A 22113-nucleotide genomic window follows, 5' to 3' on the forward strand; every position below is an offset into this window, starting at 1 on the left:
ATTATTTTGCGTCAGCAAGCATTTTCTCGCCTTTTTCAATAGCTTGTTCGATAGATCCTACAAGGTTGAAAGCCATTTCAGGAAGGTGATCTAACTCTCCGTCCATGATCATAGTAAATCCTTTGATAGTATCTTTAATATCAACAAGAACACCAGGGATACCTGTAAACTGCTCAGCAACGTGGAATGGCTGAGATAAGAATCTTTGTACCCTTCTAGCTCTGTGTACTACTTCTTTATCTTCATCAGATAATTCATCCATACCAAGAATAGCAATGATATCTTGTAATTCTTTATATCTCTGAAGTATCTCTTTTACTCTTTGTGCACATCCGTAATGCTCAGCACCTAGTATTTCTTCACTTAAGATTCTAGAAGTTGAATCTAATGGATCTACCGCAGGGTAAATACCAAGCTCAGAAATTTTTCTTGAAAGTACCGTTGTAGCATCAAGGTGAGCAAAGGTTGTAGCAGGAGCAGGGTCAGTTAAATCATCTGCAGGTACATATACTGCCTGTACAGATGTAATTGATCCTTTTTTAGTAGATGTAATACGCTCTTGCATAGCTCCCATTTCTGTAGCTAGTGTAGGTTGGTAACCCACTGCAGAAGGCATACGTCCAAGAAGTGCAGACACCTCAGAACCTGCCTGAGTAAAGCGGAATATGTTATCAACGAAGAAAAGAATATCTTTTCCTTGTCCTTCGCCATCACCATCACGGAAGTACTCAGCAATTGTTAAACCAGAAAGTGCTACTCTTGCACGAGCACCTGGAGGTTCGTTCATCTGTCCGAATACGAATGTTGCTTTAGATTCTTTAAGTTTTTCTCCATCAACTTTAGAAAGATCCCATCCTCCTGCTTCCATAGATTCCATGAACTCGTCACCGTAGTTTACGATTCCTGATTCAATCATCTCTCTCAATAAATCATTTCCTTCACGGGTTCTTTCACCCACACCAGCAAATACTGATAAACCTGAATAAGCCTTTGCGATGTTGTTGATTAATTCCTGGATAAGTACGGTTTTTCCTACTCCCGCACCACCGAAAAGACCAATTTTACCACCTTTAGAATAAGGTTCGATAAGGTCAATTACTTTGATACCAGTGAAAAGCACCTCTGTAGAAGTAGATAAATCTTCAAACTTAGGAGCTGCACGGTGTATCGGTAAGCTAGATTTTCCTTCAGGTTGAGGAATACCGTCAATTGCCTCACCTACAACATTGAAAAGTCGCCCTTTAATATCCTCTCCAGTAGGAACAGTAATAGGAGATCCAGTATCAGTAACTTCCATACCTCTTACCAGTCCTTCGGTACTTTCCATAGAAATAGTACGAACTCTATCTTCGCCTAAGTGTTGTTGGCATTCTAAAACAACCTTCTGTCCGTTTGATTTAGTAACCTCTAATGAATCTAGGATATTAGGTAACTTAGCACCCTCAGCGTCAAAGCTAACGTCCACTACGGGGCCTATTACCTGGGTAATTTTACCAATATTTGCCATTTTATCTTATTTTATAGAAATGATTAGTGCCTCAGTATTTCAGACCGCAAAGCTAATGTTAAAAACCAGATAAAGCAAAGGCAATACGTTTTTTTTGTGCTATATGAAAGATAATCAGCTATCAGCGCGCAAAATTATTCTAAATGTGGTGCCTTCATTTTCCTCTGACCATTTTACAAATATTTTACCTTGGTGGTATACGTCAATAATTCTCTTGGCTAAAGTTAAGCCTAAGCCCCATCCTCTTTTTTTAGAAGTATAACCCGGGTTGAATATTTGTTTAATTTTAGATTTCGGTATTCCTTTCCCTGTGTCTGTAACGTCTATTAGTATTTTATAGTCTGATGTTTTCTTAATATTGATTTTTATAGCGCCAGATCCTGTCATGGCATCTACTGCATTTTTGCATAAATTTTCTATCACCCACTCAAATAATGGAGGGTTGACTATTGCCAGTAATTCATCTCCTTCTGCTTCTACCGTCATTTTCACTTTAGGTGATATCCTTGGCTTAAGGTATTCTATTGTATTACGAATAATGATTTCGACATCTTCTTCGCTAAGCACCGGTGCTGAGCCAATGTTAGAAAAGCGTTCGGTTATTACTTGCAGCTTTTTAATGTCTTTATCTAACTCTCCTATCAAAGGTTTGTTTACTTCGCTAGCCTGATCTTTAAAATATTCTACCCAAGCCATTAATGATGAAATAGGGGTGCCTAGTTGATGGGCCGTTTCTTTAGCCAAGCCTACCCACACTCGGTTTTGTTCTGCGGTTTTAGAGTAATTAAAAACCATGTAGGATATGAAACCGAAAATAGCAATTACGGACAGCTGTATGTATGGATAATATATGAGCTGAGTTAAAAGAAATGAGTTTTTGTAATAAACATATTGTATTTCGTATATCTTCTTTGTGGTGTCATCCCTAAGTTCTACTGATATTGGTTCGTAATTTTCCCTCATCTGCTCCAGCTCTTGATATAGTTGCTGTTTCATCTGTGGCTGAGAAAGCGAGGAGTCTAACTCTATATTCATGTGGCCTATGATTTCGCCATTTTCCCTTACCAGTATTCGAGGTATAGAATTATTGTCAAACAGTATTTTTTCTGTAATGAAATACACATTGTTGTTCATACTTTCGTTAGCCGTGTATTCCAAAGCTTTTGCAAAAAGTTCTATTTGTTTTCGCTCTCTGTTTTTTAGTTGCTTTACTAGCATATCGGTATAAAAAACAGAGGCAATACTTATAACTATGCTAAAACCAAGTACTACCCATTTTATTTTAGATTTATTATAATAAATGTCTACGCCTTCCTTTCTGCTATTTTTGCTCATGGTTTAGTATTGCTGCTGATTGCACAAAATTAAAAAGCCGGACAGTAATATACCGTCCGGGCTAATATTTATATCAAAACTATGGATTTAAATTAATGTTTCATCATTAACCATTTCGCTAACGTTTTGTAGTTCGTTTTAGTACCATGAGATAAAATTCCTATTCTATAGATGCGCCCTGCAAACCAAACAGTACTAATAAAACCTAATACTAACAAAGTCATAGAGAGTAGTAGCTCCCACCAAGGAACACCAAAGCCGATTCGTCCCATCATAGCAATAGGAGAAGTGAGGGGAATAATAGATAGCCAAAAGCTAAAAGAGCCATCAGGGTTGCTAATTATACTACTCATACCTGCAATACCAGCTATGAGAGGCATCATAATAGGAACAGTAAACTGCTGAGCCTCAGAAGGTGTGTCTACCGCTGAGCCTATAGCAGCAAATAATGACCCATAGAGCAGATAGCCTCCAAGGAAGTAAAATATGAAGCAAATTATAATTTGAGTAAAAGGTATGGCCATAATGGCGTGAATTAATTTTTGGCCTTCTTCTGTGGTGTTAAGGTTTTGAGTGGCTTCTGTCATCTGTGTAGATTGAGGCATTTCAATACCGATTAAAGAAGATAGCACTGTTGATATAACCACCATGAGCGTAATCCATAATACTACTTGGAATAGCCCCACGGCCGCAATTCCTAATATTTTCCCCAACATTAACTGAAATGGTTTTACCGTTGAAACCACCACCTCAACTATTTTGTTGCTTTTTTCTTCTAGCACTCCCTGCATTACCTGAGCCCCATAAGCAAACATAAAAATGTATATAAGAAAACCCGTGAAATACCCCACTACAAAAGATATAACCGCATCACTTTCTTTTTCTTCTCCCTCACTAATGTTTAAAGTATTCAGGTTGATATTTGTTTTTAACTTATCTAGTGTTGCTTGGTTAATATTATACGCATTGAGCTTTTGCTCTTTAATGGTGCTCTCTAGTTTGCTTTCAAGAGTATTGATTACTGAAAAATTTGGATTCGACTTTGTGTATAAGGTAAAGCCTTGTGGAGACTCTATATTATATGCAGGAATATAAAGTAATGCATAGTTGTCACTTTCTTGTAAAGTTGTTTTTGCGTGTTCAATGCCTCCTCTTGCGGGCCTGAATTCAAAATTATCCGTAGACATAAAATCGAAAGTGGAACTTTCATCTATCACTTCAATTTTTCTGATTTTTGTATTCTCCTCATCTTTTTTCATGAAGTAAAATATGCCAGCAAATATGCTTGGGAATATTAATGGAACTAGGAGTGTAGTGATTAAGAATGATTTCTTTTTTACTCTACTTAAAAACTCTCGCTGTATAATTAAAAAAGTCTTATTCATTTTGACCTCCTACTTTTGAAATGAATATTTCGCTGATACTAGGAATTTTTTCCGTAAAAGAATATACCTCAGTTTGTGTGATTAATATACTGAGAAACTGGTTGGTGGTGAAGCCTTCGGGTATTTGAATGGTAGATATGAATCTTTCGTTTTCTATATTTTCTGATGAAATGAAGTTGTAGCCATTAAGTCCTTCTGGCTTTATTTCCCCTTGGTGCTCTACTATGAAAGTGTTGCTTTTATAGGTGTTTTTGATTTCCTTCTTTTTACCTGAAAGTATCAGCTTAGATTTATTGATCAACCCAATGTTATCACAAAGCTCTTCAACTGACTCCATCCTGTGGGTAGAGAAGATAATGGTGCTTCCCTGAGCTCTCAAGTTTAATATTTCATCTTTGATTAAATTCGCATTGATAGGGTCAAAGCCAGAAAATGGTTCATCTAAAATAATTAAGGATGGATTGTGTAATACGGTAGCTATAAATTGAATCTTTTGTGCCATCCCTTTTGAGAGGTCTTCTATTTTTTTATCCCACCAGGCAGATATGTCTAATTTTTTCACCCAAGCCTTGCTTCTTTGTATGGCTTCTTTTTTACTCAAATTACGGAGTTGGCCTAAATAAACTAGTTGCTCACCTACTTTCATCTTTTTATAAAGGCCTCGTTCTTCTGGTAAGTAGCCAATAATAGATATGTGGTTGGAGTTAAGTGGCTCTCCGTTAATGAGGATTTCGCCCTCATCACTGTTTATAATTTGATTGATGATTCTAATAAGTGTGGTTTTTCCTGCTCCATTGGGGCCAAGAAGGCCGAAAATTGACTGGTGCGGAATGCTAATGCTTACATCATCTAAAGCGGTATGACGAGCATACCGTTTAGTGATATTGCTGGCGATAAGTGTATCCAATATGATTGATTATTTAAAACCCTGATTATAGGTGTAGGTTAAAAATATTCTATTTAACTGAATTTTTCACTTAAAGCAAGTAATGCTAAGTAACTATTTATTAACGGTTAAAACGTTAGTTAAATTTCTAATATAGGAGGCTGGAATTATTTTTCTTTAAAAACGATGCTGCCCATGCTCACATCCAGATTGAAGCTTAAGAGATTGTGCGCATCTTCTGTATATGCGGCATTGACGAAAGTATTGTCAGATAATTTTTTGAAAGAGTTGGTGAGCTTTACACGGCATAGCCAAGAGTCGTTAACAGTTACAATTACTGGAGTATCGTCTTCTGGCAGTACTATTAGTAAATTTCCGGCTCCTACGCTGCCTTTTATGTCACTGGCAATTTGCGGAGTGTCACTAAAATCTAACAGGAGATTACCAAACCCAATGTCAGCTACTACATGCTTCGATTTAGACAGATTTAATTGTTTAACTTCTACAGATCCTAAATCCACTTTTACATAAAAGGTGTCCATTTCAACGGCATTCACTTTGTTGGTTAAATATCCAACATTAACATCTGCGCTGCCAGTGTGTATTTTTAGTTTATGGATAGAAAGTCCAGAAAGATCGATATTAGCATTACCAATACCGTAATTAAAATCTAAGTCGTAAGGTTTTTTTTCAGTAAGGTATAAGTCCCACTCCTTTTTCTCTTCTTTTTCTGATCTGCCAAACATGCGATAAGAAATGGATTGACTGAAGCCTTCAGACTTGTTATTCTCTAGATCTAAATCTATATGGCAAATACCGTGGCGGGTTTCTTTTTCATAAGAATGTGAATAGCTGTCCTGCGTTTGAGTAGTGTAAAGACTAAGAAGTTCATCGCCTTCTCCTGGCTTTACTATGCACGAACCGCTATTGATACTGAAATCGAGGTCGACCTCTCTTACCTTTTGATCGTTATTGACAGAAAAATGTTTTTTAGCTTGCCCGTGGCAAACGCTAAAGCCAATAATAGAAATACCAAAAAGTAAAAATCTTCTTCGCATGGAAAGTAAATACGGCTTTTATTGACCGGAGTTACAGCGTGTCTGATTTTTTTAATAAAAAAAACGGATAATATTTATTATTATCCGTTTTGTTCAAAATATTATTTGATTACTCAAAGAATTCTCTCATTCGAGTGAAGATACTTTTTTCACTTTTACCCGGGCTGGGCTGAAAATTACTAGAGTCTCTCATGGACTCTAACTTTGATTTCTCTTCGCTAGACAATGTCTTCGGAGTCCATACATTGACATGTATTAACTGATCTCCTTTTCCGTATCCGTTGAGGTCTTTAATACCTTTGCCTCTTAGTCTAAGTATCTTTCCGCTTTGAGTACCAGCATCAATTTTTATTCTTGCTTTTCCTCCTATGGTAGGTACTTCTACTGATGTGCCTAGGGCAGCATCAATAAAACTAACATAAAGGTCATAAACTACATTGTTACCTTCTCTTACTAATTGGTCGTCTTCTTTTTCTTCAACTACAATAAGTAAATCTCCAGGGATACCTCCACCAGGGGCTTCATTACCTTTTCCTGACATAGATAACTGAATGCCATCAGAAACTCCACCAGGAATTTTAATGGAAATCACTTCTTCTTTACCTACTAAGCCTGAGCTGTCTACCCCGGGAGGTCTATGGTCTAAAATTTGACCTGATCCGCCACATGTAGGGCAAGTGCTGGTAGATACCATTTGACCCAGCATGGTGTTAACAGCTTTTCGTACTTGTCCGCTACCTTGGCAGGTAGAACAAGTTTTGAAAGTAACACCATCGGCTTTTACTAAACGGTTAACTTTTATTTTTTTCTCTACACCTTCGGCAATTTCTTCAAGTGATAACTTAAGCTTAATGCGTAAGTTAGATCCTTTTCTTTGCCTTCTGCGGCCACCACCGCCTCCACCAAAGAAACTGTCAAAAGGGCTACCGCCTCCACCGAAAATATCGCCAAACTGAGAGAATATGTCATCCATATTCATACCGCCACCGCCAAAGCCGCCACCGCCATTCATGCCGGCATGGCCAAACTGGTCATAACGTTGCCTTTTTTCTGCACTACTTAATACCTCGTAAGCTTCTGCTGCTTCTTTAAACTTATCTTCAGCTTCCGCATTGTCAGGGTTTTTGTCAGGGTGATATTTAATGGCAATCTTACGATACGCCTTCTTTATCTCATCCTGAGTTGCAGATTTACTGACACCTAATACTTCGTAATAATCTCTCTTAGCCATATTCTAATTCTTTTGAAAAAGTGATTAGCTTCCTACTACAACTTTTGCGTAGCGCACTACTTTTTCTTTTAGTACATATCCTTTTTCAATTACATCAACTACTTTACCTTTTAGACTTTCTTCAGGTGCAGGTATTTGAGTAATTGCTTCATGTATCTCAGGGTCAAAGTCCATTCCCTGCTTGCCTTCCATCTCTTGAAGCCCTTTTTGCTCTAAGGTTTTCTTTAACTTGTTAGAAATAAGCTTCATTCCTTCTTTTACACTTTCTAAGTCAGTGTCTTCGTTGTCAAAGGTTTTTTGAGCTCTGTCTAAATCATCTATAACTGGAAGTAGCGCAGCCATTAAATCTCCATGGGCAGTTTGCACCATTTCTAATTTTTCTTTAGCTGTTCTTCTTCTAAAATTGTCAAATTCACTGTAAAGGCGTAAGTATTTATCTTTACTGTCTGCCAATTCGTCTTTTAGCTTGCTTAGCTCGTCTGACGAATTATCAGCTTTGCTGTCTTCAGATGTTGCCTCTGTTGCTTCGTCAGCGTTGTTTGCAGTTTCTTCAGCTGCTTTATTTTCAGGAGTTTCGTTTGCCTCAGCTTCTTGAGTACCTGATTTTTCGTTGATCTCGTTGTTATCTATGTTCTCCTTATTCATAATCGCTAATTTCTTACAATATCTATCGATTATACCCAATGGACAATTACTCTGCCAAAAGCAGAGTTATGTCAAATTGGCATTTTTACTTATTTAATGATTTCCAGATAAGATCTTTTAATTCCAGTAATCCGGTTTGGGTTACTGAAGAAATGAAGTGGTGTGGAATGTCTTTTGGTAATTCTTCCTTCATTTCTGCTATTAACTCGTCATCTAGCATGTCAGATTTTGATATAGCTAATAGTCTTTCTTTGTCGAGCAACTCGGGGTTGTATTTCTTTAGCTCATTGAGAAGTACTTCATATTCTGCATTAATGTCATCGGCATCGGCAGGTACTAAAAATAGTAATATGGAGTTACGCTCTATGTGTCTTAAAAATCGGATACCTAACCCCTTACCTTCAGAGGCACCTTCTATAATCCCTGGTATATCAGCCATTACAAAAGATTTGTAATCGCGATAGCCCACTACACCTAGGTTTGGAGTAAGTGTGGTAAATGGGTAATCTGCTATTTCTGGAGTAGCGGCAGAAAGCACTGATAATAGTGTGGATTTACCCGCATTAGGGAAGCCAACTAAGCCTACATCAGCTAAAAGCTTCAGTTCTAAAATTATCCATTCTTCTTTGCCTTCCTCACCAGGTTGTGCAAAGCGTGGTGTTTGGTTGGTGGCGGTTTTGAAATTTTCATTGCCAAGTCCACCTCTACCTCCATCAGTTAGAATTATTTCTTCGCCATCTTCAGTGATTTCGAAGAGCTTTTCTCCAGTTTCAGCATTTTTAGCTACGGTACCTAGTGGTACCTCTAAAATGATGTCCTCTCCCTGGGCTCCTGATCTTCTACCTCCTTCTCCTGGTTTTCCATCGTCAGCTATGACGTGTTTTTTGTATTTCAGGTGTAGCAATGTCCACAGCTGTGAGTTGCCTTTAAGAATAATATGGCCGCCTCGGCCGCCATTACCTCCATCAGGCCCTCCTTTAGGAACGTGCTTTTCTCTCCTGAAATGTACACTGCCAGAGCCTCCGGCTCCTGAGCGTGAACAAAACTTTACGTAATCTATAAAATTAGAAGAGGACACTATATATTATTTTTCTACGCTTAGAGAGTCAATTACAGTGCAGATGTTAGTGAATATTTCATCTATGCTTCCTACACCATTAATAGCATTATATTTACCCTGACCTTCGTAATACTTAGATACCGGTAGAGTTTCCTCTTGGTAAACATTAATTCTATTATTTATTTTTTCTTCGTTTTGGTCATCGGCACGGCCAGATACCTTACCTCTTTCCAATAAACGTTTTTTTAATTCTTCGAAAGGAACTTCTAAGGCTACCATGCCTGAAATAGGTGTAGCTTTTTCGTTCATTAAAGTATCTAAAGCTTCTGCCTGAGCTATGGTTCTAGGAAATCCATCGAAGATAAAACCATTAGCATCAGCCGTATTTTTGATTTTATCGTCTACCATACCAATTACTACCTCGTCAGGAACGAGAAAACCATCGTCCATGTATTTTTGAGCCAATTTACCTAGTTCAGTACCTTCGCTTAAGTGTTTTCTGAATAGGTCGCCAGTGGAGATGTGAGTTAGGTTGTATTTGCTTATAAGCTTTTCGCTTTGTGTGCCTTTGCCGGCACCGGGAGGGCCAAATAATACTATATTTAACATTGTGTAGTTTGTTTTTACTTAAATATAATGGATTTTGAGGGATTAGTCGTTGAGTTGATAGATGTCTTTCAAGTTTCTTCCCAATCCATCATAGTCTAATCCATATCCTAGTACAAATTTATTGGGTATGCTGAATCCGATATATTTGATTTGATCTTTCATTTCATCAGATTCTGGCTTTTGTAATAACGAGATTACTTCTACTGAATTTGCACCCAAAGATTTAAATTCTTCCAGAATTTTTGTGATGGTTCTTCCAGTATCTACAATATCTTCAATAATGATTACATCTTTATTGAAAATGGTTTCATTAAGGCCTATTAGTTGTTTTACATTGCCAGAACTTTCCATCTCTTCATAAGATGCCAACTTTACAAAAGAAATTTCGCAAGGAATGTTTATTTCTTTTAGTAAATCTGCTGCAAACATGAATGAACCATTAAGTATAGCAATAAATAATGGCTTTTTCCCCTCGTAATCTTTGTTGATATCAGTAGCTAGTTGTTGAATCTTAACGTTGATATCATCAGCAGTGATATACTTCTTGAATTCTTTGTCTTTGATGATCATAATTGATAATAAAAAAGCCTTTTGATTAGCAAAAGGCCTGCAAATATAAAAAATTATATCTTAAACACGGGAATAGAAATTCTATAACTCCTCCATCAATCGTTTGTAAAGGGCTGTCATGCAGTTTATATCGTGTTTGTGAACGGTTTCCTGAGGGGTGTGTACGTGGTCTTCGGCCGCTCCAATGAAGCACCAGTCAAAAGGATAGGGGCTCAATTGTAGCTCGCGGCCATCACTAGAGCCACTGCCTTCTACTTCGAGTTGATAATCTATGCCTGAAGCTTCTGCTATGTCTATAATTTTATTGATGTAGCTTTTTCGTGGAATATTACGGTCGCGCATTGATATTACCACCCCTTTTCCGGGATGCACCCCATCTGTAATCCAAGTGATGTCAGATATTAAGGCCTGGCGTACTTGCCATTTTTCATAAATGAACTTAGCCAAGTAGGGCACAGAGCCGCCTCCGTGTTCTTCCCAGCAGCTAAATACAATTACTCCATTTTCCGCTTCTTCTGCTAGCTTTAGTGCATTATAAACCCCAAGTCTATTGTCCATGTAGCATGAGGTAATGTATTCTTCAGTTTCTTTAAAGTCACATTTAAAAACCAAGTCAGTGCCTGTAGCGATAGGGCGACCAAATTTGTAAAATAGCTGATGATCTTCATTGACTTCTAGCTCACACTCGATAGGGCCCATGTTATCTTCACCCACTAACTTGTAGCCCGTTTGTGCATCGGGGCCACCTATCGGTACTAATTGGTTTTGGTATCGTACAGTGAAACCAATTGAATCCATATGAGCAAAAACAGCTGTTTTAGGTGAGCCAAATTTTAAGACGATGCAATCTTGGAATTCTGGGCCTTCGTATATTTCAGGTTCGGTTTTCCAGTTACTTTTGTTTGTATTTATATAATCTAATAAGAATTTTTTCATGGCAAACTCGTTACCAGAAGGTGCATGTATTGTACAAAGCTGATGTAATAGATTCATAAATAAGTGTCTATGTTTTTTCTTTCTGTTATATAATGAGGGGTTAGTGGTAATATTTTATTTATCTTTAAAAGATTTTTTAAAGAAGCCCTTGCCCGGTTTGAGTTAATCAGATTCTCTAATAATTCATGTTAAAAATACTAAATACTTCCCCATCATTAATCAATCATTTCTTGTATGAAATGAGGCATAAAGATATCCAAAAGGATCGTGCAAAGTTCAGAAATAATTTGAAAAGGCTAGGTATGGTTATGGGGTATGAAATTTCAAAAACTTTTGAATATCAGACAAGCAGTGTTGAAACTCCATTAGAGGAAACTAATGTGGATTTAGTGAAAAACAATCCGCTATTGGTTGGGGTTTTGAGGGCAGCTTCTCCCTTTTTAGACGGCTTTGTAGAAGTTATGGATTTGGCAGATATTGGATTTATAGGAGCATATAGAAGAGAAGAGGGAGATAACATAGAGGCTGCACTAGACTATATTGCCAGTGATAGTGTAGAAGGAAGAGAGTTAATTATTGTAGATCCTATGCTGGCTACAGGAAAGTCTTTGTTGTCTGCCGTTAACTCACTGTTAAAAACCGGTATGCCTTCTAAGTTGCACATAGCTTCTGTAGTGGCTGCACCGGAGGGCGTGAAATATATTACAGATAATTTAACGATTGACCATACCATTTGGACGGCCTCGCTGGACAAAGCATTGAACTCTAATGCTTATATATTGCCGGGGTTGGGTGATGCTGGTGATCTTTGTTTTGGACCTAAATTATAACTAGTAAAAGCAGTAGCTGATGAATATTGTATTGCTGGTGGTGGGCTTGTTTTTGCTGATAGTGGGTGGAGAGCTTCTAGTGAGAGGTGCTTCCAGCATGGCGTTACGGTCACATATTTCCCCTTTAGTTGTGGGTTTAACTATTGTAGCTTTTGGTACTTCTGCACCTGAATTGCTGATAAGTATTAAGGCCGCTTTAGGAGGTAGCCCTGATATGACAATGGGTAACGTTGTGGGCTCTAATATATGTAACCTTGCTCTTGTTTTGGGTATTACTGCGCTGATTGGCAATATTAAAGTACAAAGAGATAGTATTAAGATAGATTGGCCTGTGACCATGGGTAGCTCGCTATTGCTCTATTTTATGGTGAAGGAAGATGCAGCCATGTTAAAGACCCATGAGGGATTGATTTTTCTTTTTCTTCTGGTGGGCTATGTGGTTTTTATTATCAGGAAGTCTAGGAAGGAAACGAAAGAGAGGCTTGCTAATGATGAATCTTTTGATGTGCCACCTGCATCTAATAGTACGTTGAAAGATGTAATGTATTTGCTGATAGGCTGCTTGGGGCTTTATTTTGGAGCCGATTGGTTTGTTGGTGGAGCTAAAGAATTGGCTTTAGATTTGGGGGTGAGTGAAAGGGTGATAGGAATAACGGTCTTAGCAGTAGGTACTAGCTTGCCAGAATTGGTGACTTCTATAGTGGCATCAATTAAAAAGCAGACTGACCTTGCATTAGGTAATTTGATGGGGTCCAACATATTTAATATTTTATCCATTTTGGGGATAACTAGCGTGATAAAAAATATTCATGTTAGTGATGCTATTTTACATCATGACATGATGGCCATGCTATTTGTTACGTTATTGATCTTACCTATGATGATAATTCGTGGCTCTATAGGGAGAATTTCAGGAAGTATTTTGTTAATGTTTTATGTTATTTATACCTACACGGTAATCATGTAATGGAAGCAGAAATTGTAAAAATGGTAACCATAATACTGTTGGCTATGCTTAAATTTATAGCAGGGCCTACACTGGGCTTTGCTGGAGGGTTTAGCCTTTTTACTACAATTTTGCTTACCATATCTGGTATGATGAGCAGTGTTTTGCTGTTTACTTTTTTAGGTAATTTTTTAAGAGAAAGGGTGTTTTCTCGATGGATGCAAAAGCGTAAGCGTTTTAGCAAAAGAAGCAGAAGGTTTGTTATTATCTGGAAGAAGTATGGAATATTTGGAGTGGCAGCACTTACACCTATTATATTTACCCCAATAGGGGGCACCATTCTATTGGCTAGCATGGGTACCCCAAAAGGTAAATTGATTTTTGTAATGTTGGTGAGTGCTGTTTTTTGGTCCTGTGTTTTTTCTACAGTTATATTTACCTTCGGCACAAAGGTATTGCCCAGCTTTATGCAAGTAGGAGCTGTTTAGGTGTTGTTCTCCGAGTCTTCATCGGGTAGCATTTCTATATCTTGAATTAAAACACTCTTAGAAATTTTCTGTCCCGTTTCAGTAGCGGCTAGCCCACCGAGCGCAGTTTCTTTGTATCTGCTTTCCATGCTTTGTCCTACTTCTCCCATAGCATCTACACATTCGTCAACAGGTATTACTCCACTTAAATTCGCTAAAGCCATTTGGGCTGAAGAGTTAGCGATGGCAGCAGCACTAGCGTTTCTTACCACACAAGGCACTTCTACAAGGCCTGCAACAGGGTCGCAGACTAGGCCCAGCATACATTGAATGGTAATGGCTACTGCATTAAATATCTGGTCTATGTCACCATCTAGACAATAAACAATTGCCCCTGCGGCCATTGCTGCAGCGCTACCGGTTTCTGCTTGGCAGCCACCAACAGCACCTGCAAGCGATGCTTTTTGTTCAATTACTAGGGCAATTCCTGCGCCCACCAATAGACCTTCTAATATGATCTGATCGGGTAAATCATGAATTTCCTGAAGTGTATATAATGTTCCTGGAAGTATGCCAGATGCTCCTGCTGTTGGGGCAGCTACAATTCGTCCCATACAAGAGTTAACTTCTTTTGCCGCTAGTGCTCTGGATATTAAATTTTGAAATTCTTTCGATAGAACCGTTTTTTTGTGATTAAAGACTTTTTTAGCCCCATTGTTGATCATGCCAGAACGTGAAGTCATGTCTTCTTTCAGTCCTGTATCAACAGCCTCCTTCATTACAGTATAAGCTTTAGATAATCCTGCCCATACCACCTCTGCGCTTCTTCCTTTTTGAATATTTTCATATTCCAAAACTGTATCTGAAAGCTTCATGTTATGTTGCTCACAGTAAGCTTTCCAGGAAGTGAAATCGTTAAATAAAAAGCTCATAATTATCTCCGTTTTTTCAAAGATATTAAAATCAACAGGAAAAACAGGATACTTAACTCAAGGTTTTGATTGAGTTTATCTATCTGTAAATAAGCTTTTTAAATTTCTTGAAAATAAAAAAGGAGGCCAAAAGCCTCCTTTAAATATAAAGTGTTTGTTATTTCTTATCCGTTCATAGAAATAAGGAACTCTTCGTTGTTTCTTGTTCCTTTCATTTTTGAAAGTAAGAATTCCATTGACTCTGTAGAGTTCATGTCTGACATAAACTTGCGAAGTATCCATACGCGCTGTAACTCTTCTTCAGAAAGAAGTAAGTCTTCTCTTCTTGTACCAGAAGCAGGTACATCAATAGCAGGGTAAACGCGTTTGTTAGAAAGTTTTCTGTCGAGTTGAAGTTCCATGTTACCAGTTCCTTTGAATTCTTCAAAGATAACCTCATCCATTTTAGAACCTGTTTCTATCAGTGCAGTAGCAATAATGGTTAAAGAACCACCGTTTTCTACATTTCTTGCAGCACCGAAGAATCTCTTAGGCTTGTGAAGAGCGTTAGCATCCACACCACCAGATAAAATTTTACCAGATGAAGGTACAGTGGTATTATATGCTCTTGCTAACCTTGTGATAGAATCTAAAAGTATTACCACATCGTGGCCACACTCTACCATTCTTTTAGCTTTTTCTAATACCATGCTAGAAACTTTCACATGGCGCTCAGCTTGCTCATCAAAAGTTGAAGCTACTACTTCAGCTTTTACGCTTCTGGCCATATCAGTCACCTCTTCAGGTCTTTCATCAATCAATAATATGATTAAGTAACACTCAGGGTGGTTTTCGGCAATGGCGTTAGCAACATTCTTAAGAAGCACAGTCTTACCTGTTTTAGGTTGTGCTACTATCATTCCTCTCTGGCCTTTACCAATAGGAGAGAATAAGTCTAAAATTCTTGCAGAGTAGTTATCTGGCTTTGATTTAGAGCTTAAGTTAATTTTCTCTTCAGGGAAAAGTGGTGTTAAATACTCAAACGGAACTCTGTCTCTGATTTCTTCAGTAGTTTTTCCATTTACAGTTTCTACTCTTAGTAGAGCAAAATATTTTTCACCTTCTTTTGGAGGTCTAATTTGTCCTTTTATGGTATCTCCTGTTTTTAAACCAAATAGTTTTATTTGAGAAGGAGATACGTAAATATCATCAGGGCTAGCTAAGTAGTTGTAATCTGAAGAACGTAGGAAACCGTAGCCATCTTGCATAATTTCAAGTACGCCTTCGTTTTCAATTACGCCATCAAAATCCTTTACGTTATTTTCTTTTTTTCTAGGGTTGGGTCTGTTCTCATCTTTATCAGCTCTTGGTCTAGGCTTTGGCTGATCTTCCTTGCTTTCCTCTTTCTTTTCTGCTGAAGGGGTGCTTGCTGCTTTGCGCTCTCTTCTTTCCGGTCTCTCAGGTCTCTCTTGTCTTTCTCCTCTTTCTTTATCCCTGTCAGTTTTTTTATTGTCGTTAGATGGAGTTTCTTTCTTTGCTTCTTTTGCCTCAGGCTTAGAATCAAATGAAGTTACGTTTTCATCTACTTCTATATTAAATGACTCTAGTAATTCTTCTGATGATAATTCAGCGTCTTTTTTTACTTCTTTAGTCTTTACGTTTTCTCTTTTACGAGGTCTTTTAGGTTTTTCTTCTTTGGAGTCAGAAGTTTTTTTCTTAGGTAGGTCGCTTTCTGGAGTGATCGCTTGGTGGTCCAGTATTTTGTAGATTAATTCTTGCTTAGAAAGCTTTTTGTAGTTTTTAAGGCTCATTTCTTCCGCAATCTCTTTCAATTCAGAAAGAAGCCTTACGTTCAATTCTTCAATGGTATACATAGATAGTTAATCGTGAATTCTTTAATAATAATGGGTATAATTTTGTAATGAACATGAATTCCAAAAATATGTGGAGATGCTAGACACATCTCTATCAAGTTAAATAGAGTAGATCGTCAGGTTATTTCTAGATGATGTATTAATGAGTTTGATAAACCAAGTTTTAAGTATTGGAAGTGTTTTAAAACTTGCAGATCATTTATGATAATGCAATTATATGTTAATGTGTAACAATTGTCAACTTTTTATTGTAAATAATTATTCTTGTTTTCAAAAAGTTCAGTTTTAGTCATAAAATGACTTATTTTGTATCGTTTTTAATCAACACATTATGCTACAACTTGCTTATATAAGGGAAAATCAAGATCAGGTGATAAACGGTCTTGAAAAAAGGAAATTCGCAAATGCGAAGGAAACTATTACTCAGGTGCTTGAGCTGGATGACTTAAGAAAAGTTACACAGCAGAAGCATGATCAGATTCTTGCAGAATCCAATGCACTATCCAAGCAGATCGGCTCCCTTATGAAAGACGGAAAAAAAGATGAGGCGGAGCAGGTGAAGCAAAAGACTGCCGATTTGAAAGTAGAAGGGAAAGCGCTTGGTGATAACCTGGCTCAGTACGAATCAGAGCTGAAAACGCTTTTATATACTATACCTAACGTACCTAATGATAATGTACCATTAGGTGAGAGTGAAGCCGATAACGTGGTGGTATTTGAAAAAGGAGAAGTTCCTACACTTTATGATGGAGCTGTACCTCATTGGGATCTGATAAAAAAATACGATATAGTAGATTTTGAATTAGGGAATAAAATTACAGGTGCAGGATTTCCTGTATATAAAGGTAAAGGTGCTCGTTTACAACGTGCTATGGTAAATTATTTCTTAGATGAAGCCGTAAAAGCGGGTTATTACGAGATACAGCCACCTATAGTTGTTAATGAAGAAAGTGGATACGGTACTGGTCAGCTGCCTGATAAGGATGGACAAATGTACTATATAAAAGAGGAAAACTTTTATTTGATACCCACTGCAGAAGTCCCTATTACTAACATGTATAGAGATGTAATTCTTAATGAAAACGAATTGCCAATTAAGCATGTTGGTTTTACTCCATGCTTTAGAAGGGAAGCAGGGTCTTGGGGCGCGCACGTAAGAGGGCTCAACCGTTTGCATCAGTTTGATAAAGTGGAATTGGTAGAAATCCATCATCCTGATAATTCTTATGAGGCTTTAGACAGAATGTGTAAACACGTACAAGGCTTATTAGAAAGCCTGAATTTACCATATCGTGTCCTTAATCTTTGTGGTATTGATATTGCCTTTACTTCTGCTCAAACTTATGATATGGAGGTTTACTCTGCAGCTCAGGAAAAATGGCTGGAGGTGAGCTCTGTAAGTAACTTCGAAACGTATCAGGCTAATAGACTGAAGCTTCGCTACAGATCTGATGACAAGAAAACATCATTATTACATACCTTAAATGGAAGTGCACTGGCGCTGCCACGTATTTTAGCTGCAGTATTGGAAAATAACCAAACTGTGGAAGGCATAAAAATACCAGAAGTATTAGTGCCTTATACTGGTTTTGATATGATTAAGTAATACTTTTTGAGTAATACGATTTAATACTAATGAATGTGCTGAATATTATTGCAGCAGCACAGGTAATCTGTATATTGATATAATTATTCTGGGGCATTATTTTGGCGTAAATGCCAATAATGGCCCAGATTATTACTCCACTGAACGCCAGGTCTCTGAACTTTTTACTCATTAAATACACTAGTATTTGAGTGCCTATAATTAAAGTTATTGACCATATATCTTGATAAGGTAGGTTTATCTTTAAGCTAACTATCCATGCTGTGATATTAGCTATGGTAGCTACACATATCCATCCCAAATAAATGCTAATGGGCTGATACATTAGCCATTTCTGAGTTTTATTTAAAGCAGGCTCTTCCCGTAACCTTAGGTATATAGCTATTAAGGTCAACAATAGTGTTATCATTATGAATACAGATAGCAGTAATAATTGATAGTGCCAAGCTAAAAGCCAGCCACAATTGCATAGGCATGAAAATATAAATAGGGGAGAGGTATGCTTTGCTTTCAGTAATGATGAATGCTTAAAAGAATAATAAGTAAAGGCTATTAACCCAATGTATATTACAGACCATACTGAAAATGTGAAGCCTGCGGGTACAAACAAATTGGGGTAAAGCTGGGATATTTCACCGGTGGCATATCCATTAATTTTAGCGGTATTAGCAAGCGCATTTATAGCTAATACACCTACTAATGCTATAATATTAATCCATTTCATATGTATGATTAAATAATACTAGAACCTCCTGTCAATATTTATTAACCGTTATCAAAGTATTTGAGCTAAGTTTATATGTAGATGACTGACCAAATAACATATTATGAAACAGATACTAGGTGCTATATGTTTATTAACCACGTTTGCAGCGTGTAATACAAGTAAAGAACAAAAAGAAATAACATTGACATACCCAGAAACACATAAAGTAGATACAGTTGACACTTACTTCGGCACTGAAGTAGCTGACCCTTATAGGTGGTTGGAGGATGACAGATCGGAAGAAACGGCCGCTTGGGTTAAGGCTGAAAATAAAGTAACTTTTGATTACCTCAACCAAATTCCTTTTAGAGGTGCGCTCAAAAAAAGGTTGGAGAATTTATTCGATTATAAAAGAGTATATGCACCTACTAAGCATGGAGAATATTACTACTACTATAAAAATGATGGGCTACAAAACCAAAGTGTGCTATACAGAAGAAAAGGTGAAGATGGAGAAGAGGAGGTTTTTATTGATCCCAATACTTTTTCAGAAGATGGAACGGTTTCATTGGCTAGCACTTCATTTAGTAAAGACGGATCGTTATTTGGATATCTGATTTCTGAGGGGGGATCTGACTGGAGAAAAGCTATTATTCTAAATGCAGAAACAAAAGAGGTGGTTAATGATACGCTGATAGATATCAAATTCAGTGGAATTAGCTGGAAGGGAAATGAAGGATTCTATTATAGTAGTTATGATAGGCCCAAAGATGGTTCTGTGCTGTCTGGAAAAACGCAGTTTCATAAAGTGTTTTACCATAAGTTGGGTACTGCACAAAGTGAAGATAAGTTGATTTTTGGAGGGGAAGAGACGCCAAGAAGATATATTGCTGCGGGAGTTACCGAAGATGAAAGATATTTAGTGATTAGTGCTAGTGAAAGTACTACGGGTAATGAACTCTATATTCAGGATCTATCAAAAGAAAATAGTGAAATTACAGCTGTTGTCTCCAACTTCGATAATACTCATTATGTAATGGGTAGTAAAGGAGATCAACTATTTTTATTTACTAACCTAGGTGCACCTAATAATAAAATAGTAGCTGTAGATTTTAATAATCCTTCACCTGAAAATTGGGCTACGCTTATAGCTGAAACTAATAGCGTATTAGGAGGAGCTTCTGTTGTTGGGCATAAAATTATTGCGAATTACACGGTAGATGTGGTTACGCAAATTAAACAATTTGATTTGGCCGGAACATTTGAAAAGGAGATTAAACTTCCTGGTATTGGTTCTGCTGATGGCTTTAATGGTGAAATGGATGACGAAGAAGTTTATTATTATTTTACTTCATTTACACAGCCAACTAGTATTTATAAATACAATATAGCAACAGGAGAATCTGAGTTGTATGAACAGCCAAAAGTAGATTTTAATCCTGATGATTATGAAACTAAGCAGGTTTTCTATACCAGTAAAGATGGTACTAAGGTGCCAATGTTTATAGTGTATAAAAAGGGAATTGAGCTTAATGGTAAAAATCCTACATATCTATACGCATATGGAGGTTTTAACATTAGTCTTACTCCATCTTTTAGTACTTCTAGAATAGCTTGGTTAGAGAACGGAGGTATTTACGCACAGCCTAATTTACGAGGAGGAGGAGAATATGGTGAGAAATGGCATATTGCAGGTACTAAAATGGAAAAGCAGAATGTTTTTGATGATTTTATAGCTGCTGCTGATTACTTAATAGAAAATAAATTTACTTCTAGTGACTATTTAGCAATAGCAGGAGGATCTAACGGAGGGCTTCTTGTGGGAGCTACTATGACTCAGCGACCAGAGTTGATGAAGGTGGCCCTTCCGGCAGTAGGAGTGATGGACATGCTACGTTATCATAAATTTACTGCTGGTGCAGGATGGGCATATGATTATGGTACTGCTGATGACTCCAAGGAAATGTTTGATTATCTGAAAGGGTATAGTCCTGTCCATAATGTTAAAAAAGGAGTAGAGTATCCTTCTACTTTGGTTACTACTGCAGATCACGATGATAGAGTAGTGCCAGCGCACTCATTTAAGTTTGCTGCTAACCTTCAAGAGAAGCAAACGGGCAATAATCCTGTGCTGATCAGAATAGAAACGGATGCAGGCCATGGAGCAGGTACTCCCATAAGTAAGCAGATAGAGGCGCAAGCCGATATATATGCTTTTGCATGGTACAGTATGGGGTTTGAACCTAAAAATTTGATGACTAAGTAACTAAAATGGGTCCGCAAGGGCCTTTTTATATGATAAGAGAAGGCAAAAAAGAAGATTTACCCAGAGTATTAGAGCTAATAAAAGAACTTGCTGAATATGAAAAAGCTCCTGATGAAGTAACCAATACCGTAGAAATGATGGAGCGTGACGGGTTTGGTCCCAACCCTATTTATGGATTGTTTGTAGCCGAGGATGCAAATCAAATTGTGGGGATTGCCATATATTATTACCGCTACTCTACCTGGAAAGGAACAAGAATTTACCTAGAAGACATAGTTGTAACAGAGAGTTGTAGGGGTAAAGGTTTGGGGAAACAACTCTTTGATGCAGTAATATCAAAAGGAAAAGCGGAGTTATGCACAGGCATGGTATGGCAAGTACTGGAATGGAACAAACCAGCAATTAATTTTTATAAGAAATATTACCAAGCCAGCCTAGATGCCGAATGGATCAATTGTAGTATACCTCTATGAGAAAACTACATACTCAAACGGTATATCCACCATTTCGGCTAATTCATGCCCTAGTTCTTCTATATCTTCATCTTGAGGGTCATACTTCCATTTTATGATCACGTCATTTCCAAAAATGAAAAACTTGTTCATTTCAAACAAAATGTCGAGCAGCATTTTTGAAGAAGAAGTGTTTACATAATCCATTTCCATTTCAAGCACAGTTTGTTTTTGTGGGTTTTGGAAATAATTACGTAGCCAGCTGATGATGCCTTGCTTGTACGGGGTAGTGTCTTCCATAAAAGACCTACCTTCTAGTACTAAATGCCCGGAATTAGGATCAAGAAATACCTTCGGGCTATCTTCGGTTGATTCTAAATATAGCGCGTTCATACTTTAAATGTAGTTACTGTGACTATCTAAAGTAAATAACACCAGCCAAATGGGATTAATTCAGTGATGACAGGTATTTATAATCTTTAATCAGCCTAATATATTTTATAAGCTGATTAAAAAAAGGCCAGTTATTTTACCTCTTCTAGTAGCGTGCGGAAAGCAATGTGCTTATCCTTAAACATTTGCATGTGTCTTTCAACTAATGGAGGAGCATAGTTGTCTAAGTAATAAACTACATCCTCTACTTTTTTTGCGAAAAATTGCATTGAATACGAAGTTGTATCTTCTTCTTCATTGCCAAGTACTTTGTACATGTGGTGTTCGGTAAACATCCCAGTTTCCATTACTGCAGGAATGTGAACTTCCTTTACCCATTTAAGCCACTCTTTTTCAAAACGTTGGTCAATGCCTACGGTAACGTTATATAAAACCATTAT

General features: G+C 37.4%; 22 protein-coding genes. 6 read left to right on the forward strand and 16 right to left on the reverse strand.

Features of this window, described 5'->3' with window-relative positions:
• Position 1: 1 nt before the first annotated feature.
• The 11 genes from atpD to ACXACQ_RS07005 all read right to left on the reverse strand — a co-directional run bounded on the left by atpD (position 2) and on the right by ACXACQ_RS07005 (position 11279).
• Entirely contained in the window at positions 2 to 1507 is a 1506-nt protein-coding gene (gene atpD, locus ACXACQ_RS06955) for a F0F1 ATP synthase subunit beta (RefSeq protein WP_474975213.1), read from the reverse strand.
• Positions 1508 to 1621: 114 nt separating this feature from the next.
• Positions 1622 to 2842 carry a sensor histidine kinase gene (locus tag ACXACQ_RS06960; RefSeq protein WP_474975214.1) on the reverse strand — a complete coding sequence of 407 codons (1221 nt, stop codon included), beginning with the start codon at positions 2840 to 2842 and terminating at the stop codon, positions 1622 to 1624.
• A gap of 92 nt (positions 2843 to 2934) precedes the next feature.
• Positions 2935 to 4227: an ABC transporter permease gene (locus ACXACQ_RS06965; RefSeq protein WP_474975215.1), complete on the reverse strand. Its 1293-nt coding sequence runs from the start codon at positions 4225 to 4227 to the stop codon at positions 2935 to 2937.
• On the reverse strand, positions 4220 to 5134 hold the full coding sequence (locus tag ACXACQ_RS06970; RefSeq protein ID WP_474975216.1) for an ABC transporter ATP-binding protein: 915 nt from the start codon (positions 5132 to 5134) through the stop codon (positions 4220 to 4222). The genes ACXACQ_RS06965 and ACXACQ_RS06970 overlap by 8 nt, the downstream gene beginning before the upstream one ends.
• Before the next feature lie 146 nt (positions 5135 to 5280).
• Positions 5281 to 6171 (reverse strand): hypothetical protein, encoded by an 891-nt coding sequence (locus ACXACQ_RS06975; protein ID WP_474975217.1) that lies wholly within the window; start codon positions 6169 to 6171, stop codon positions 5281 to 5283.
• A gap of 109 nt (positions 6172 to 6280) precedes the next feature.
• Positions 6281 to 7402: a molecular chaperone DnaJ gene (gene dnaJ, locus ACXACQ_RS06980; RefSeq protein WP_474975218.1), complete on the reverse strand. Its 1122-nt coding sequence runs from the start codon at positions 7400 to 7402 to the stop codon at positions 6281 to 6283.
• Positions 7403 to 7426: 24 nt separating this feature from the next.
• Positions 7427 to 8047, reverse strand: a complete 621-nt coding sequence (locus ACXACQ_RS06985) for a nucleotide exchange factor GrpE (protein ID WP_474975219.1) — start codon at positions 8045 to 8047, stop codon at positions 7427 to 7429.
• An 85-nt stretch (positions 8048 to 8132) separates the two neighbouring features.
• Positions 8133 to 9125: a GTPase ObgE gene (gene obgE, locus ACXACQ_RS06990; RefSeq protein WP_474975220.1), complete on the reverse strand. Its 993-nt coding sequence runs from the start codon at positions 9123 to 9125 to the stop codon at positions 8133 to 8135.
• Between the two features lie 6 nt (positions 9126 to 9131).
• A complete protein-coding gene (locus ACXACQ_RS06995) occupies positions 9132 to 9716 on the reverse strand; it encodes an adenylate kinase (protein WP_474975221.1) in 585 nt (194 codons plus the stop codon).
• Positions 9717 to 9758: 42 nt separating this feature from the next.
• Positions 9759 to 10286, reverse strand: a complete 528-nt coding sequence (hpt, locus tag ACXACQ_RS07000; RefSeq protein WP_474975222.1) for a hypoxanthine phosphoribosyltransferase — start codon at positions 10284 to 10286, stop codon at positions 9759 to 9761.
• Between the two features lie 81 nt (positions 10287 to 10367).
• Positions 10368 to 11279 (reverse strand): M20/M25/M40 family metallo-hydrolase, encoded by a 912-nt coding sequence (locus ACXACQ_RS07005; protein WP_474975223.1) that lies wholly within the window; start codon positions 11277 to 11279, stop codon positions 10368 to 10370.
• Between the two features lie 128 nt (positions 11280 to 11407).
• On the opposite strand from ACXACQ_RS07005, the gene upp reads away from it, so the two are divergent.
• From upp to ACXACQ_RS07020, 3 genes are read left to right on the forward strand one after another with little or no spacing between them, the layout of a single operon-like run.
• The gene (gene upp / locus ACXACQ_RS07010; RefSeq protein ID WP_474975224.1) at positions 11408 to 12052 is read left to right on the forward strand and encodes a uracil phosphoribosyltransferase; all 645 of its coding nucleotides are present in this window, start codon (positions 11408 to 11410) and stop codon (positions 12050 to 12052) included.
• A 19-nt stretch (positions 12053 to 12071) separates the two neighbouring features.
• Positions 12072 to 13019 (forward strand): calcium/sodium antiporter, encoded by a 948-nt coding sequence (locus ACXACQ_RS07015; protein ID WP_474975225.1) that lies wholly within the window; start codon positions 12072 to 12074, stop codon positions 13017 to 13019.
• Complete coding sequence (locus ACXACQ_RS07020; RefSeq protein WP_474975226.1) at positions 13019 to 13486, forward strand: hypothetical protein; 468 nt, start codon at positions 13019 to 13021, stop codon at positions 13484 to 13486. The genes ACXACQ_RS07015 and ACXACQ_RS07020 overlap by 1 nt, the downstream gene beginning before the upstream one ends.
• Here ACXACQ_RS07020 and sdaAA read toward each other — a convergent pair.
• Positions 13483 to 14397, reverse strand: a complete 915-nt coding sequence (sdaAA, locus tag ACXACQ_RS07025; protein WP_474975227.1) for an L-serine ammonia-lyase, iron-sulfur-dependent, subunit alpha — start codon at positions 14395 to 14397, stop codon at positions 13483 to 13485. The genes ACXACQ_RS07020 and sdaAA overlap by 4 nt on opposite strands.
• A 164-nt stretch (positions 14398 to 14561) precedes the next feature.
• Positions 14562 to 16250 (reverse strand): transcription termination factor Rho, encoded by a 1689-nt coding sequence (rho, locus tag ACXACQ_RS07030; protein ID WP_474975228.1) that lies wholly within the window; start codon positions 16248 to 16250, stop codon positions 14562 to 14564.
• Positions 16251 to 16581: 331 nt separating this feature from the next.
• On the opposite strand from rho, the gene serS reads away from it, so the two are divergent.
• The gene (serS, locus tag ACXACQ_RS07035) at positions 16582 to 17856 is read left to right on the forward strand and encodes a serine--tRNA ligase (RefSeq protein WP_474975229.1); all 1275 of its coding nucleotides are present in this window, start codon (positions 16582 to 16584) and stop codon (positions 17854 to 17856) included.
• Here serS and ACXACQ_RS07040 read toward each other — a convergent pair.
• Positions 17849 to 18580 (reverse strand): TspO/MBR family protein, encoded by a 732-nt coding sequence (locus tag ACXACQ_RS07040; protein WP_474975230.1) that lies wholly within the window; start codon positions 18578 to 18580, stop codon positions 17849 to 17851. The two genes, serS and ACXACQ_RS07040, sit on opposite strands and share 8 nt — an antisense overlap.
• Positions 18581 to 18683: 103 nt before the next feature.
• On the opposite strand from ACXACQ_RS07040, the gene ACXACQ_RS07045 reads away from it, so the two are divergent.
• Positions 18684 to 20828, forward strand: a complete 2145-nt coding sequence (locus tag ACXACQ_RS07045; RefSeq protein WP_474975231.1) for a prolyl oligopeptidase family serine peptidase — start codon at positions 18684 to 18686, stop codon at positions 20826 to 20828.
• Positions 20829 to 20857: 29 nt separating this feature from the next.
• Positions 20858 to 21301, forward strand: coding sequence for an N-acetyltransferase family protein (locus ACXACQ_RS07050; RefSeq protein WP_474975232.1), 444 nt, complete (start codon positions 20858 to 20860; stop codon positions 21299 to 21301).
• On the opposite strand, the gene ACXACQ_RS07055 is transcribed toward ACXACQ_RS07050, so the two are convergent.
• The gene (locus ACXACQ_RS07055; protein WP_474975233.1) at positions 21296 to 21673 is read right to left on the reverse strand and encodes a DUF1987 domain-containing protein; all 378 of its coding nucleotides are present in this window, start codon (positions 21671 to 21673) and stop codon (positions 21296 to 21298) included. The two genes, ACXACQ_RS07050 and ACXACQ_RS07055, sit on opposite strands and share 6 nt — an antisense overlap.
• A 131-nt stretch (positions 21674 to 21804) precedes the next feature.
• On the reverse strand, positions 21805 to 22110 hold the full coding sequence (locus tag ACXACQ_RS07060; protein WP_474975234.1) for a DUF4286 family protein: 306 nt from the start codon (positions 22108 to 22110) through the stop codon (positions 21805 to 21807).
• Positions 22111 to 22113: the final 3 nt, after the last annotated feature.

This window comes from Fulvivirga sp. AWR4_260 (assembly GCF_056158185.1).